We start from the raw sequence: 14903 nt of genomic DNA, 5'->3' as shown, positions 1-14903 counted from the left end.
GAGCAAGACTATCCGGCCGGGGATTGCTCCGCCCGCCGGTTGAGGCGCTGCCATTCCCGGTCGATAAAAGCCTGAATGTAGGCAATGTCGCCCTCTTCGAGCTGGCGGAAGCGGCCCTGCATCCGCAAGTAGTCGCGCACCGGCAAGCCGCCGTCGCGGCTGTTGAGAATCCAGCGCTCGCCGGCTTCCACTTCATAGAGCGGAAAGGCGCGGGCGTGGACTGCCATGCGCGCCACCTTGATGGTATCGCTCGGGGCATAGCCCCATCCGGTTGGGCACGAGGAGAAGAGATGGATGAAGCGCAGGCCGCTGCGGATCGATCGGGCCTTGAGCAATTTCCGGGCAAAATCTTCGGGGAAGGCGATGCTGGCGGTCGCGACGTAGGGAATGCGATGGGCTGCCAGGATCTCGACCATATTCTTTTTAGGGGTGCGTTTCCATTCCTTGCCCGGCGTGGTCATGGTGCTGGCGCCCCAGGGGGTCGAGGAACTGCGCTGCACGCCGGTGTTCATGTAGGCTTCGTTGTCGTAGCAGATATAAATGAAATCCTCGGCGCGCTCTGCGGCGGCGCTGAGGGCCTGAAAGCCGATATCGAAGGTGCCGCCGTCACCGGCCCAGCCGAGGATGGTGGTTTCACGGTCGCCACGGAGGTCGAGGGCGGCGCGGAGGCCGCTGCACGCCGCGCCGGTCGTGGCAAAGGCAGTGTTGAGAACCGGCACCTTGAGGGCCGACTGGGGGTAATTGCTGGCGATGATCGCCCAGCATGAGGCGGGAATGACGACCATGGTCTTATCGCCCAGGGCGCGCAGGGCCAGCTTCATGGCGATGGTCGCGCCGCAGCCAGGGCATCCTACATGTCCCGGATTGAGATATTCTTCCTTCTGGTCCAGACTCATTTCTGCAAAAGCTCCTCTTTCAACTCCAGCCAGATGCTCCCGGCTTTGGGCCGTTCCGCGTCGCGCGTTTGCGTATACAACCTGATCAGGGTTTCCACGGTGACGTCGCGGCCGCCGAGTCCGGTGATGTAGCTCCAGACCGGAACCGTTGTGGCACCGTACAGAGCGCTCCGGAGCTCGGAGGCGAAGATGCCGCCCGCGCCGAAGGAGCAGTTGCGGTCGAGCACCGCCACCTTGCGGGCGCCGGCGAGCTGCGCGCGTACCTCCCGGACCGGGAACGGCCGGAACATCCGGATTCGCAGCAGACCTGCTTTTTCGCCCGCTTCGCGCAGCTGGTCGACGGCCACCCGGGCGGTACCGGCGGCGGTGCCGCTGGTCACCAGGATGATCTCCGCATCCTCGCAACGGTAGGGCACCACTGTGCCCCATCGGCGGCCGAACTGTCCGGCATACTCCTCCTCGATTCCGGCGAGCACGCGCGGCACCGATTCCATGGCCAGCTGCATGCTGCGCCGCATCTCCATATAGACACCGATCGGCGCGACACCGTGCAGGCTCATCGGCGCTGCTGTGTCCATGCGGAATTTGGGCGTGAAGGGGGGAAGAAAACGATCCACCGCCTCCTGGGAGGGGAGGTCGACGGGTTCGTAGGTATGCGAGAGGAAAAAGGCATCGAGGGCGACCATCACTGGCAGGTTGACCGCCTCGGCGAGGCGGTAAGCTTGCAGGGTGGTATCGAGGACCTCCTGGCCGTCGGCGCAGTAGAACTGTATCCAGCCGGTGTCGCGCTGCGCCAGGCTGTCAGTTTGGTCCATCCAGAGGTTCCAGCCCGGGCCGAGGGCGCGATTGACCTCGGCCATGACGATGGGGAGGCGCGCTCCGGCCGCCCAATGGAGCATTTCGTGCATCAGGGCAAGTCCATGCGAGGAACTGGCGGTGAAGGTGCGCACCCCGCCGGCGGCGGCTCCGATCACCGAAGCCATGGCAGAGTGCTCGCTCTCGACGCAGATGAAGCGGCCGTCGAGGGAACCCTCTGCGCAGAATTTGGCGAGCTCTTCGACGATATGGGTTTGCGGGGTGATCGGGTAGGCCGAGACCACCTGGACCCGTGCCAGCCGGACTGCCTCCGCAGCCGCTTGGCTTCCTTCAAGAACCACTCTCATGATTGCGCCTCCTCCATGACCATCGCGCAGCGCGGGCATTCGGTAAGGCAGATGCCGCAACCCTTGCAGTATTCGGATTGGATCCGGCGGGCGGATGCGCAATCGATCGCCACTTCCGGGCAGAAGGTACGGCAGATATCGCAGTCGTTGCACAAGCCGCAGCTGAAGCAGCGCTCCGCCTGCTGCAGCGCTCGTTCTTCCTCGAGAGCGGCCTCGACCTCTTCGAAGGAGGCGGTGGCGGCTGCCGGAGCCAGAGTGCGGCCATGTTCGGCCGGCGCCGGCGAGAAATAGTCCGGGACCAGATCCGGGTAGCGGACGACCCGGCGCGAGTGGTTCGCACGGCCGCCGCCTTGATGGATTTCCATGGAGAGGGCCTCTCCCTCGCCGACGCGGCAGCGCGCGATCCCCGGAGCGACGGTCTCGATCCCCTTCCTGAGGAGCAAGTCGAGGGCAATCGCCGCTTCCTTGCCGGAGGCGATGGCGTCGGCGACGCTCTGCTCGCGGTTGACCAGATCCCCGCCCAGGATCACCGGCAACCCCGCGGCCGATGCCGGCAGGAGCCGGCTGTGGCTGAAGTGGAGGGCTGTTTCATCCTGGATCAGCGCGACCCAGGGCGGCGCTGCCGTAGCGCCGATGGCGGTGTAGACCGCAGCGACGGCGAGGGTTGCGGTCTCGCCAGGCACCGCGACGACGCGCATACGCCCGTCCGCGCCCGGTTCGCCGGGACGCATGCGCTGCACGGTCAATTCGAAATGATCCGCGGCGGGGCGCAGCGCGAGCGGGGCGCTGAGCTCGATCAGTTGCACGCCCTCCTGCAGGGCGCGGACGACCTCCTGGCTGAAGGCGGGCATGTCCTTACGGCGGCGGCGGTAGATGATGGCCGCAGGCCGGCCGAGCCGCAGCAGGGTGCGGGCGATGTCGATGGCGCTGTTGCCGCCGCCGATGATCGCTGCGGGCAGGGCAGTATGCGCAGCAGCAGCGCGCTCCGCTGCGACAGCCTGGGTGCGGCAATCGCGGAGAAAGGCTAGACCGTCATGGGCGAGCTCGCCGCCGGGGATATCGAGGGTTAGGGAGTGGCCGTTGCCGCAGCCGACGAAAAGGGCGTCGAAGTGAGACCGGGACGCCTCCACGAAGGCTCTATCGACCGGGGCAGAGCAATGAATGTGCACACCGAGTGATTCAATGCGCCCGATTTCGCGGGCCAGGACCGCCGCGGGCAGACGGTAGGCGGGGATGCCGTAGCGCAGCAGTCCGCCGGGTTCGGGAGCTGCTTCAAAGACTTCGCAGGAGTGACCGAGGAGGGCGAGGAACCAGGCCGCGGCGAGCCCGGCGGGACCGGCGCCTGCGATGGCGATGCGCCGGCCGGTTGGCGCGCCGGGGGTCAAGTCGATAGCGGCACCCGTCGCTTTGGCCTGATCGTCGAGGAAGCGCTCGAGGGCATTGATGGCGATCGGGGTATCGAACTCGCCGCGGTTACAGGAGTCCTCGCAGGGGTGGAAGCAGACGCGGCCGCAGCTGCCGGGGAAGGGATTTTCCAGCAGAATCGTGCGCCAGGCCCGGGCATATTCTCCGCGCGCAGTCAGCATCTCGATGCGCGGGATCTCCTCACCGCAGGGGCAACGCGAGGTGCACGGAGCGGTCTTGTTCTGGTAATGCGGCTGGTGGGTGCTCCATGATCCGGTGCGGTTGGCAGCGGTCGAGGCCTCGGCGATCGGCAGGAAGAACGGGACGGGGAGCGTCGTTTCAGGTTGTGGCGTCATGAAACCGCCTTCCGGAAACGGGGACCCGCCATGGGCAAGAAGCCGGTCCCATGCACCTGTCCATGCAGCGTCGCCGCGTCGAAGGCGGCGCGGGCGGCGGCGATATTTTCTTCAATCTTGACGGGCACCTCCCTTTCGATGGCTTGCAGCACGGTATCAAGGGGCGGATTGGAGAATAAACGCGAGAAGGCTCCCATCATGGCGGTATTGGTGATGGGTTGGGTTTTCGAGCCGAGGCCGTGGGCTCGGGCGATGGCGGAGGCGTCGATACAGGCAAGGCAAAAGCCCTCGAAAGGCCGCAGATCCGCCGGAAGCGCCGGGGTGTTGAGCAGGATCCAGCCGCCGGGCTTGAGGCCCCTGGTCACATCCAGGAAAGTCAGCAAGCCGGCATCCTGAACGACTACATGATCCGGCGCATAGATGTTGCTGCGCAGGTAGATCTGGGCGGTATCGAGGCGCAGATAAGCCTCGACCGGGGCGCCGCGGCGCTCGGAGCCGAAGACCGGAAAGGTCTGCACCCAATAGCCCGCCTGAAAAAAGGCTTTGGCGAGTGCGATCGAGGCGAGCACGGTACCCTGCCCGCCGCGACCATGAAAGCGTAACTCCTTCATAAGGTAGGGGCTCTTTTCTGCAAATCACTGAATATGGAGCCGGGTTGTCAGGCGAAACCGGTTATTGATACGCCTCCAGCGGCGGACAGACGCAGAAGAGGTTGCGGTCGCCATAGGTGTCGTCGATGCGGCCCACAGCTGGCCAGAACTTGTCCGTGCGCAGCCAGTCGACCGGCCAGGCCGCCTGCTCCCGGGTATAGGGATGGCTCCAGTGGTCGGCGCTGACTTCGGCGGCCGTATGCGGTGCGTTTTTAAGCACGTTATCGGCCGGATCCGCTGTTCCGTCCACCACCGCCTGGATCTCGCGGCGGATGGCGCTGAGGGCATCGCAGAAGCGGTCGAGCTCGGCCTTGTCCTCACTCTCGGTCGGCTCGACCATGATTGAGTTATGGACTGGGAAGGCGACGGTCGGGGCGTGGAAATTATAATCCATCAGCCGTTTGGCGATGTCGCTCGCTTCGATGCCGCTGGCCTTGAATTCGGAGAGGTCGAAGATCATCTCGTGGGCGACCCGGCCGCGCTCGCCGGTGTAGAGCACCTTGTATTCTTTGCCGAGTCGGGCGGCGATATAGTTGGCGTTGAGGATGGCGTATCGGGTCGCCTCCGTCAGGCCGGCGCTGCCCATCAGCTTGATGTAGGCCCAGGAGATCAGCAGGATGCTGGCGCTGCCGTAGGGCGTGGCGCTGACCGCCGGGATGGCCTTGCTGCCCCCGGTTTTGACCAAGGGGTGCCCCGGCAGGTAGGGGACAAGATGCCCGGCGACGCAGATCGGCCCCATGCCCGGTCCGCCACCGCCGTGCGGGATGGCGAAGGTCTTGTGGAGGTTGAGGTGACACACATCGGCGCCGATCGCCGCCGGATTGGTCAATCCCACCTGGGCATTCATGTTGGCCCCGTCCATATAAACCTGGCCGCCATGCGCATGGATGATCTTGCAGATCTCGACGATCTGTTCTTCGAATACCCCGTGGGTGGAGGGATAGGTGACCATGAGGGCCGAGAGGTTCTCCTGGTGCAGTTCCGCCTTGGCCTTGAGGTCGGCGAGGTCGATGTTGCCGCGCTCATCGCAGGCGACGACCACCACTTTGGTGCCCGCCATCACCGCGCTGGCGGGATTGGTGCCGTGCGCCGAAGAGGGGATGAGGGTGACATTGCGGTGGGCCTCGCCGCGGTCGTGATGCCAGGCGCGGATGACCATCAGGCCGGTGAATTCACCCTGGGCTCCGGAATTGGGCTCGAAGGAGGCGGCGGCGAATCCGGTGATCTTGCAGAGGTCGTGCTCGAGTTCCTTGATGATCTCCTGATATCCTTCCGTCTGGTCTGCCGGTGCGAAAGGATGGAGCTTGCTGAAGCCGGGCCAGGTCAGCGGCAGCATTTCGGCGGTGCCATTGAGCTTCATGGTGCAGGAACCGAGGGGGATCATTGAGGTGGTCAGGGAGAGATCTTTTTTCTCGAGACGCTTGAGGAAACGCACCATTTTGTGCTCGGAATGATAGCCGTTGAAGACCGGATGGCTGAGGAAAGCCGAGGTGCGCGTCAGAGAGGGGGGGAGGACCGCGGCGCGGGTGGCCGCCTCGCCGGGCCAGTCGATCGCAGGGGCCTGCAGGCCGCGGGCGGCGGCGAAGAGGGCGGTGATCTCCTCGATATCGGCCTGCTGGAGGGTCTCGTCGAGGGCGATGCCGATCCGGCCGCCAGCCGGGCGGAAATTGATGCCCTTATCGCGAGCCAGGGCATGAATCTGCTCCGCTGCGCCGCCGGCATCCACCAGCAGGGTGTCGAAAAAAACCTCATGAACGATCTTGTAGCCCAACGCCTTGAGATGGGCCGCCAGGACACGGGTGAGGAGATGGACCCGCCCGGCGATGGCCTTGAGCCCATCGGGGCCGTGCCAGACACCATACATCCCGGCCATGATAGCGAGCAGGGCCTGGGCAGTACAGATGTTGGAAGTCGCCTTTTCGCGGCGGATGTGCTGCTCGCGGGTTTGCAGGGTCATGCGGTAGGCGCGGTGGCCGTGCCGATCGACGGAGACGCCGATGATGCGGCCCGGCATCTGGCGGGCATACTCATTGCGAGTGGCGAAAAAGGCGGCATGCGGGCCGCCGAATCCCATGGGCACGCCGAATCGCTGCGCCGAGCCGAGGACAATGTCGGCTCCCATCTCGCCCGGGGGGGTGAGCATAACCAACGCCAGCAAATCCGCGGCCACGGCGACGAGGGTGCCGGCAGCGTGTACTTTTTCAATATATTCGGTCCACGCTTCAGCGCAGCCGTTGACATCGGGGTACTGGATCAGGATGCCGAAGACGCGCTCGTCGATCACCGCGCTGTGGAGGTCGGCGATGCGCAGCTCGATGCCCTGGGGTGCCGAGCGGCTGCGCAGCACGTCGATGGTCTGTGGCAGGCATTGGTCCGAGACCAGAAAGACGTTGTTTTGTGGGTCGCGGGTCTTTTTACTGTTGACGCGAAAGAGCATGGTCATCGCCTCGGCGGCGGCGGTGGGCTCATCGAGCAGCGAGGCGTTGGCGATCTCCATGGCGGTGAGATCGCTGATCATGTTCTGGAAGATGAGCAGGGCCTCGAGGCGCCCTTGTGAGATCTCGGCCTGGTAGGGCGTATATTGCGTATACCAGCCGGGATTCTCGAAAATGTTGCGCTGAATGACCGGCGGGGTGATGGTGTCGTAAAACCCGAGGCCGATGCAGGAGCGGAAGACGCGGTTCTTTGCGGCGATTTTGCCAAGCGACTGGAGGAGCTGGTACTCGCTGAGCGGCTCTTGGGTGTCAAAGGGCTTTTTCAGGCGGATGTTGGCGGGGATGGTCTGATCGATCAGGGCGTCGAGCGAAGGGACGCCAATGACCTCGAGCATTTCGTCACGTTCGGCGGGATGGGGGCCGATATGACGGTTTGAAAAGGCGTCAGTCAGGGGCAGGGCGTTCTTCATGCAGTCCTCTCGAAAGGTTAGAAAAAGATGCGCACGCCGAGGCCGCCATCGATATCGAATCCCGTATCGGGGGTGAGCAGGACGGCAGGGACAAGTTCGGCGAAAAATTCCAGGGGGATGGAGGTAAGACCATAATCGAGGCCGATGGGGATGCGCAGCCGGGTTTCGGTGTCGTCCTTGAAGTTCATGGCGAAGCCGAGCCCATAGTGCCAGTCCAGCCAGACCGGATCAAGATGAATGGCGTTGGGGCGCTGGATGAGCATGTCGGCGTGGAGATAAAGGGAGTGTTCATCCCCGGAGGTCGTCCAGGCTGCGGCGGCATCGAAGGCCTGATGTGGGCCGAGCCAGTTTTTGATGCTCAGACCGGTGGGGGCGCCGATGATAAAACCGACGCCAAATCCGCTGTTGCCGGAGGGGCGCGCCAAAGCCATGCCCGTGCACAGCAAAACCGCCGCGGCAAGGGAAGAGAAGGTGCGTTTCATGATGTTACTATTGGTTAGTCAGACATTTTTTTCAGGACAAGTTAGTTAAAATTTCTCAAAAAACCATGTTTTTTTCATCTCGATGTGGCTGAGAAGAATTGTTTGATTTTATTCTATCTTTTACATAATTTTAAACTATATTATCCGGTGCCCCTGCGCGGGCATCGCTGCACTTTTGATCACCTGACGGACCCAGCCGAAAGCGCTCCACATGGCCAATGAACAGCAGTCTTTTCTATTTGATGAGCCGGACACGCCCCTGCTCCACCTGCCGCTGAGCCGGCCCCTGGTCTTTTTTGACCTTGAGACCACCGGTCTGGATGTCCAGCAGGACCGGATCGTTCAGTTTGCCTTCATCCGCGTTGATCCCGACAAGACGCTGACGGAATGGAAAGAACTGGTCCATCCCGGGATCCCGATTCCGCCCGAGGCGAGCCGGGTTCACGGGATCACCGATTCCGTCGTGGCGGACAAGCCGCCCTTCAAATATTTTGCGCCGCGCATCGGTGGCCTTCTTCACGAGAGTGATCTCGCCGGCTTCAATGCTGCGCGGTTCGATCTCCCCTTTCTCCAGGCGGAGATGGAGCGGGCCGGCTTCCCTCTCGATATGGCCGGGCGATGTGTCGTCGATGCCCAGGTGATTTTTCACAAGCGCGAGCCGCGCGATCTCAGCGCGGCTTACCGGTTCTACTGCCGCCGCGAGCTCAAGGGGGCCCATGACGCGCTGGCCGATGTGCGCGCCACCCTCGAGGTGCTCGAGGGGCAGCTGGAGCGCTATCCCGACCTGCCCCGCGACGTCGCCAAACTCGGGGCCTACAGTACAGCTTCCGACGACACCCGCTGGGTCACTTCGGACCGCAAGTTTTACTGGAAGAACAATGAGGCGGTGATCGGTTTCGGCAAGCACCGCGGCAATTCGCTGCGCTGGATTCATGAAAATTATCCCGATTATCTGCAGTGGATGCTGGAGAAACTCGAACTGGCGGAGGAGACCCGGACCATGCTGCTGGCGGTCCTTGAGGGTGACTATCCGCGCCGTGAAAAATAGCATTTCGCTCCCGCTGGAGCGGACAGCGGGAGCACCGTTTGGTGGGAGGTTCCACCTCTCGTGCCCGCCCGATTTCAGGGTGGTAACGAGAATTCGAGGTGGAAGTGAGCGTTCGAGGTGGGGGCGAGAGGAGTGGAGAATTGCATGAACAAGAAATGGCTGCTGACGGGCCTGGCTCTGCTTTGGTTCTGTACCGCCTGTGAAATCGATCACGGCCTCGGCCTGATCGAGTCCGGGATCTCGGGACGGGTGATCTTTCTCCACCCCGAGAAAAAGCCCGCACGCGTCGACGCCGTCCGCGTGGTGGCGGTCGTCAACTTTCCACCGCAGAGCCTCGGCGATCTGGTTTTCACCAACACCTCGATCAACCTGAGCCAGCTGACGCCTTCCTACAGGCTTCCCGCGCCGCTGGCCCGCTATGTCCTGGTCGGGGCCATCTACCGCGAGAAGGGCAAGGAGTGGGATTACGCGAAAATCCTCGGCTTTTACGGCTCCAATCCCGACAGCAACCTCTATGACATCCGGCCGGTAACGCTGAGCAAGGCGCATCCCGTCGCCGCTGGTATCGATATCTACTGCGACTGGGCATCGGTCCCGGGAGGCGGGCGATGAAAAAATTTCTGACCCTTTTCCTCCTTGGTGCTGCGATCTTGTACGCCGCCGAAGAGGGAGGCCTCAGCGGCCGGATCCTCGACGCCTCGACCGGCCAGCCTCTTCCCGGGGCCAATATCCAGATCACCGGCTCGGTGTTGGGCGCCGTTTCGGACAACCGCGGCCAGTTCCGCATCCTCAAGGTGCCGGCGGGCCCGCACTCACTGCGTGCCACCTACATCGGTTACGAGCCGGCCGCCGTGGAGGTCATCCTCTCCGGGGCGGAGAGCCGGGAGATCGTGCTGCGCCTCAAGCCGACGGTTATCCCGATGCACCAGGTGGTGGTCACCGGATCGCGCCAGCCTGAAACCCTGGCCTCAGCTGCGGCGAGCATCAGCGTCATGGACCGCATGGCGATGCGGCGGCGCAATCTGATGGGGGCCGCCGAGGCCTTGCAGCTGGTCCCCGGCGTCACCATGGTCGGCGATTACATCACCATCCGCGGCGGTTCGGGCTATAACCGACTCGGCGGCAGCCGACTGCTGGTGCTGCTCGATGAGGTACCGATCCTGACCAGCGATCTTGGCGAAGCCAACTGGAATATCGTCCCGGTAACGGAGATTGAGCGCATGGAAGTGCTCAAGGGGGCTGCATCATCCCTCTATGGCTCGGGCGCCATCAGCGGTGTGGTCAACATGATCACCAAGCAGCCCACCCGAGAAATATCCCTCTCGGTCCGCCAGGCCTCGGGCCTCTTCGATGAACCCTCAGTGCCGGAGTGGAAGTGGACCGACCAATCGCTTTACTATCACCGCAGCGATCTCAGCGTCTCGAAAAGTTATGGTCCCGTCGGGGTGCGCTTGGCCCTCTCCCGTCACGCCTCCACCGGCGACCGCGAGAACGGTCATTTCGAGCGCTGGTATCTGACCGGAAAGGCGGTCTGGCAGCTCCCCAGCAATGCTTCGCTCACCCTCTTTTCCACCTACAGTCACGAGCAGCGGGATATCTTTTTGCAGTGGCTCGAGCAGAACCGCGCCCTCAACGTCCCCGCGACCGACCGCGGCGACCGCTACAGCATGAGCGGCTATGTCGGCTATCTGGTTTACAGCCAGGTCTTTTCGCCGCAGCTCTCCGGCAAGTTCCGTCTCTCTTTCAATCAGCAGTTGGTGGGCGTCCCTTTCAATATCACCAGTGCCTTTACGCCGGCGATCGGGGCCAGTGGCGAGGGACAGTTGACCTGGCAGCCTTCCCCCGACCACAGCCTCTCGATGGGACTGGACTACAAGTTCGACACCGTCGAGTCCGCCTATTACGGCAAGCGCAATGCCAATGCCATTTCGCCCTACATCCAGGAGATCTGGAAGGTCTCGAATCTGCTCCATCTCAACGCCGGGCTGCGTTGGGACACCTATCAGCTCGTCGGCGATTCGCTCGAATATCAGATAAGCCCCAGGATCGGCTTCAGCTGGCAGCCCGCCCTCGGCACCATCCTGCACGGCTCCTTTGGCCGCGGCTTTCGCGCCGCCACGGTTGTCGAACGCTTCATCACCGCCGGCTCGAAGGATTTCAAAGCCATCCCCAATCCCGATCTCCAGCCCGAGCGTTCGATCCTCTTCGATGCCGGCGTGCGTCAGACACTCGATGAGCGCGTCTATCTGGAAGCGACCTACTTTTTCAACCGCTACGTCAATCTGATCGAGCCGACCCTGCTCGCTTCGCAGCTGGCGGCGCAATTCGTCAATTATCCGGTCGCCTACATCCAGGGCATCGAGACCGAGATGCGCACCCGTTTCTGGCGGGACCGGATCAGCCTGCAGGCCTCCGCCACCTGGATGGATCCGCGCGACAAGCAATCCGGCGGACCGTTGCTCTACCGGCCGCGTTTTATCGCCGCCTTTTCGCCCTCGCTGCAGCTGGGCCGCTTCAGCGCCGGGGCCGATTACCGCTACATCGGCCGGATCGAAAAAGTGGCGGTTTATCCTCTTGATGAGCGGGTGCCGGCTAAGATCTGGGACCTGCGCACCGGCTGCCGCGTGCGCAACTGGGATTTTCAGTTCGTCGTACGCAATGCTCTCAACTACAATTATACCGTCTCCGAGCGGGTTCTCGGGGAGATCCGCAATTACATGATTGCGGTCACTGGAGAGATCTGATGAGAAGACTGTGTGTTATCCTGGTGTTGCTGGTGCAGGCCGCCTTGCTTGCGGCACAGACTCGTACCCTGCAGCGCCGTTATGTGCCGATCATCATCAAGGGAGCGGTGTTGCCCCTGGCCAGTTTCAACTCGACGGAGTGGCGCGCTTTCAAATATGCCCAAGGCCGCTGGCAGGCGGTGCCCTTTCAGACCGACCAGGTGATCAACGGCAAATATCATCATCCCTGGAGCGGCGGCCTCATTGACACGGATGACGAACTGGTTTTTATGCCCCAGGACCTCGGCGATCAGGCGGTAGCGAAATGGTACGACGATCCCACCGGGCGTTCCGCCACGCGTCTCGAGTTCGAGTTTTACGACCAGCTCGATCCGGCGCGGAAGGGCTGGATCTATCTCTACAAAAGCAGCCAGCCGGCGCCTGCGGGCTACCACAACCACATCGACGCCCCCACCGGGACCGCCGCCGACACGATCGTCACACCGTTCTACAAACTCGGCCATAATCGCGATGGCTGGATCGATTATGTCGCGCTGGCCGCCAATCCCAAACTCGACCTGATCGACCGGCTCAAGCTGCGCTTTGCCGGCAAGGCCACCCTCATCCCCGGTTTAGGCAATTACGCGGCCACCGAGGACACCCTGAACAAGGGGGAGTGCAGCCCCTGGCCGGCGCCGATCCGATTGATGCGCGATCAGCGTTCCAAGCTCGCCATTCCACAGCTTGGTTTCGAGAATATCGGTATCGATTACCAACTCACCTATTACCCAGCATCGATGACCCTGGGCGTCACGGATGCCCAGCTTCAAAGTGAAAGCATTACGGTTCTAGCTGGAGTCAAGACCCTGCGCCAGTCTCTTGATCTGGCACCGGCGGCGGCCGGGATGAAGTTTTACTCCGAGATCAACCGCAGCGGAGTGGCCATCGATGGCGCCGCCGATGCCATCGATGCCACCCTGAAGACCCAGACCGGGTTGCATTGGGCCATGGCCAGCGGCCAGCAGGGAACTCTCTTGCTGATTCTCGAGATGCCGGCAATCAAGGGCGGCTCGACCAAACTTTATTACCGCGACAGCCAGGCCGGGGGGACCAACGACGACACCCCGGAGAGCGGCGACATGAAATCCTATGGCGATATGGGCTTGTGGGCTCAGGCTACAGGGACCTCATCGATTGCGACCAGCAAGATCACCATGGGATTCAGCATGTATATGCTCCCCGAGCGCAGCCGCGACGCCCTCTTTGCCGACTCGCTCTTTATCTGGGTCAAACAGCCACCCGGGGTGAGTATCATCGAGCAGATTGCACCGCCGCTGGGTGTGGTTGTCGAGGGACAGCAGCCGCAGGGATTTGCGCTTAGTCCCGCCTGGCCCAATCCGGTCACGTGGACGGCGGGGGGTGTGCAATGGCGAATGACGGCGCCGCAGAGGGTGGGTCAGGTCGAGGTGCGGATCTATAACGCCCTCGGCCAGCTTGTACGCCGCTGGTCCACGACGGCGGGAGACCGCAGCACCGTGGTGACCTGGGATCTTCGCGATGAGAGCGGCTTTGTCGCGGCGCCGGGCTGCTATTATCTGCAAGTGCGGGCGAACGGGAGATCGGCGACGCGGACCCTTCAGGTGCTGCGCTGAGCCGCGCCCGGCACAGGCAAAGGTGTCCGGGAACAGTCGGCAGGATGAAGCACATTCATTTCGTTTGTCTTTTTCGCCCGCTATGGCTATATTGCAGTGAACAGTGTATTTTTCATTAATCAGGAAGATGATCTATGGCCTCAGATTCTGTGCCCATGACCCTTGAAGCCCTCCTCAAGCACTCGGCTGAAACCTGGCCGCAGCGCCCTTCCCTGGGCATGGTGGATGGCCCGGTCCTCACCTATGCCATGCTGCAGGAGAAAGTCCAACTGCTGTCGGCTCAGTTGCACGAACAGGGTATCCTGGCGGGCGACCGGGTGGCCATCCTCAGCGAAAACAAGCCGCAGTGGGGCATCGCCTATCTGGCCGTTACGACCATGGGGGCGGTGGTTGTGCCGATCCTACCCGATTTCACCACTGCCGAGGTGCAGCATATCATCCGCCATTCGGGCTCCAAGGCCATCTTCGTCTCGGAAAAACTCTACAGCAAGGTCGAGGATGAGTTCGACTCCTCCCTGCGCACCATCTTTCTCATCGATGATTTTACAATTGTACCCCTGGCCACCGAGAAGGACCGTCTTAAGGATTTCATCACCCAGGGCAGTATCGGTCTGGATCGTCTCAAGGAGGCCGCCTTGCGCCTGGCCGGCCGCGCCCATCAGGTCGGCGAGCAGGATCTTGCCTCGATCATCTATACCTCCGGCACAACCGGCAACTCCAAGGGAGTCATGCTCACCCATAAAAACCTTGTCAGCGACGCCATGGCCACCAAGCAGATCATCCGCCTGGATGAAACCGACCGCCTCGTCTCGATCCTGCCGCTCTCGCATGCCTACGAGTGTACGCTCGGTTTCATCCTGGTGCTCTATGCCGGGGCTTCGGTCTACTATCTGGACAAGCCGCCCACCGCGCGCGCCCTGATGCCCGCCCTCGAAAAGATCAAGCCGACCATCATGTGCTCGGTGCCCCTGGTGATCGAAAAGATCTACAAGACCAAGGTTTTGCCTCAGCTCACGCAAAAAAAACTGACGCGCCGGCTCTATAAAACGCCCTTCATTCGTCGTACCATCAACCGGGCGGCGGGCAAAAAGCTGCTGCGCTTTTTCGGCGGCGAACTGCACGATTTCTGCATCGGGGGGGCCCTGCTGGCAGCGGATGTCGAACTGTTCCTGCGCGAGGCCAAATTCCCCTATGCCATCGGCTACGGCCTGACCGAGACCTCCCCCCTGATTGCCGGCACCGATTCGCGCAGCACGGTCCTGCGCTCGACCGGCAAACCGCTTCCGGGAGTCGAAATCCGGATCGATAATCCCCATCCGGAGAGCGGCGAGGGCGAGATTCTCGTGCGCGGCCCTATGGTGATGAAGGGGTATTACCGCGATCCGGAGCGCACCAGTTCGGTCCTCTCCGAAGAGGGCTGGTTCCGGACCGGCGATCTCGGGGTCTTTGACGAAAACGGCTACCTTTACATCAAGGGCCGGGTCAAGAACATGATCCTTGGGCCGAGCGGTGAAAACATCTACCCCGAGGAGATTGAAGAGGCGATCAACGAGCACGCCGATGTGCTCGAGAGCCTGGTCTTCGATCAGGGCGGCCAGATCTGCGCGCGTGTCTATCTTAACTA

The 14903-nt window shown here is 62.4% G+C and carries 11 protein-coding genes; 5 read left to right on the top strand and 6 right to left on the bottom strand.

Annotated elements, in window-relative coordinates; genetic code table 11:
• Positions 1-8: 8 nt before the first annotated feature.
• The 6 genes from PLH32_00055 to PLH32_00030 form a co-directional block, all read right to left on the bottom strand.
• A complete protein-coding gene (locus PLH32_00055; protein HQJ62979.1) occupies positions 9-896 on the bottom strand; it encodes a thiamine pyrophosphate-dependent enzyme in 888 nt (295 codons plus the stop codon).
• Positions 893-2059, bottom strand: a complete 1167-nt coding sequence (gene porA / locus PLH32_00050) for a pyruvate ferredoxin oxidoreductase (protein HQJ62978.1) — start codon at positions 2057-2059, stop codon at positions 893-895. The genes PLH32_00055 and porA overlap by 4 nt, the downstream gene beginning before the upstream one ends.
• The gene (locus PLH32_00045; protein ID HQJ62977.1) at positions 2056-3819 is read right to left on the bottom strand and encodes an FAD-dependent oxidoreductase; all 1764 of its coding nucleotides are present in this window, start codon (positions 3817-3819) and stop codon (positions 2056-2058) included. The genes porA and PLH32_00045 overlap by 4 nt, the downstream gene beginning before the upstream one ends.
• Positions 3816-4430: a 2-oxoacid:acceptor oxidoreductase family protein gene (locus PLH32_00040; GenBank protein ID HQJ62976.1), complete on the bottom strand. Its 615-nt coding sequence runs from the start codon at positions 4428-4430 to the stop codon at positions 3816-3818. Before PLH32_00040 ends, PLH32_00045 begins: the two co-directional genes overlap by 4 nt.
• A gap of 61 nt (positions 4431-4491) precedes the next feature.
• On the bottom strand, positions 4492-7374 hold the full coding sequence (gene gcvP / locus PLH32_00035) for an aminomethyl-transferring glycine dehydrogenase (GenBank protein ID HQJ62975.1): 2883 nt from the start codon (positions 7372-7374) through the stop codon (positions 4492-4494).
• 17 nt (positions 7375-7391) lie between these two features.
• Entirely contained in the window at positions 7392-7856 is a 465-nt protein-coding gene (locus PLH32_00030) for a hypothetical protein (GenBank protein ID HQJ62974.1), read from the bottom strand.
• Positions 7857-8067: 211 nt separating this feature from the next.
• Between PLH32_00030 and PLH32_00025 the strand changes: the two genes are divergently transcribed.
• The 5 genes from PLH32_00025 to PLH32_00005 form a co-directional block, all read left to right on the top strand.
• Positions 8068-8904 carry a 3'-5' exonuclease gene (locus tag PLH32_00025; GenBank protein HQJ62973.1) on the top strand — a complete coding sequence of 279 codons (837 nt, stop codon included), beginning with the start codon at positions 8068-8070 and terminating at the stop codon, positions 8902-8904.
• Between the two features lie 144 nt (positions 8905-9048).
• Positions 9049-9516, top strand: coding sequence for a hypothetical protein (locus tag PLH32_00020; GenBank protein ID HQJ62972.1), 468 nt, complete (start codon positions 9049-9051; stop codon positions 9514-9516).
• The gene (locus tag PLH32_00015; GenBank protein ID HQJ62971.1) at positions 9513-11648 is read left to right on the top strand and encodes a TonB-dependent receptor; all 2136 of its coding nucleotides are present in this window, start codon (positions 9513-9515) and stop codon (positions 11646-11648) included. The genes PLH32_00020 and PLH32_00015 overlap by 4 nt, the downstream gene beginning before the upstream one ends.
• A complete protein-coding gene (locus PLH32_00010; protein ID HQJ62970.1) occupies positions 11648-13279 on the top strand; it encodes a FlgD immunoglobulin-like domain containing protein in 1632 nt (543 codons plus the stop codon). The genes PLH32_00015 and PLH32_00010 overlap by 1 nt, the downstream gene beginning before the upstream one ends.
• Before the next feature lie 134 nt (positions 13280-13413).
• Positions 13414-14903, top strand: a 1490-nt coding sequence (locus PLH32_00005; protein HQJ62969.1) for an AMP-binding protein, incomplete at its 3' end; no start/stop codon positions are given.

The organism is bacterium (genome assembly GCA_035419245.1).
GTDB lineage: Bacteria > Zhuqueibacterota > Zhuqueibacteria > Residuimicrobiales > Residuimicrobiaceae > JAKPUX01.
The sequence above is the reverse complement of the archived record's forward strand: the minus strand, read 5'-3'. Positions and strand labels throughout refer to the sequence as shown.

Coding starts and splice junctions, on each gene's coding strand:
- PLH32_00025 (HQJ62973.1), top strand. CDS start 8,068: ATGGCCAATGAACAGCAGTCTTTTCTATTTGATGAGCCGGACACGCCC.
- PLH32_00055 (HQJ62979.1), bottom strand. CDS start 896: ATGAGTCTGGACCAGAAGGAAGAATATCTCAATCCGGGACATGTAGGA.
- PLH32_00030 (HQJ62974.1), bottom strand. CDS start 7,856: ATGAAACGCACCTTCTCTTCCCTTGCCGCGGCGGTTTTGCTGTGCACG.
- PLH32_00010 (HQJ62970.1), top strand. CDS start 11,648: ATGAGAAGACTGTGTGTTATCCTGGTGTTGCTGGTGCAGGCCGCCTTG.
- porA (HQJ62978.1), bottom strand. CDS start 2,059: ATGAGAGTGGTTCTTGAAGGAAGCCAAGCGGCTGCGGAGGCAGTCCGG.
- PLH32_00020 (HQJ62972.1), top strand. CDS start 9,049: ATGAACAAGAAATGGCTGCTGACGGGCCTGGCTCTGCTTTGGTTCTGT.
- PLH32_00015 (HQJ62971.1), top strand. CDS start 9,513: ATGAAAAAATTTCTGACCCTTTTCCTCCTTGGTGCTGCGATCTTGTAC.
- PLH32_00045 (HQJ62977.1), bottom strand. CDS start 3,819: ATGACGCCACAACCTGAAACGACGCTCCCCGTCCCGTTCTTCCTGCCG.
- PLH32_00040 (HQJ62976.1), bottom strand. CDS start 4,430: ATGAAGGAGTTACGCTTTCATGGTCGCGGCGGGCAGGGTACCGTGCTC.
- gcvP (HQJ62975.1), bottom strand. CDS start 7,374: ATGAAGAACGCCCTGCCCCTGACTGACGCCTTTTCAAACCGTCATATC.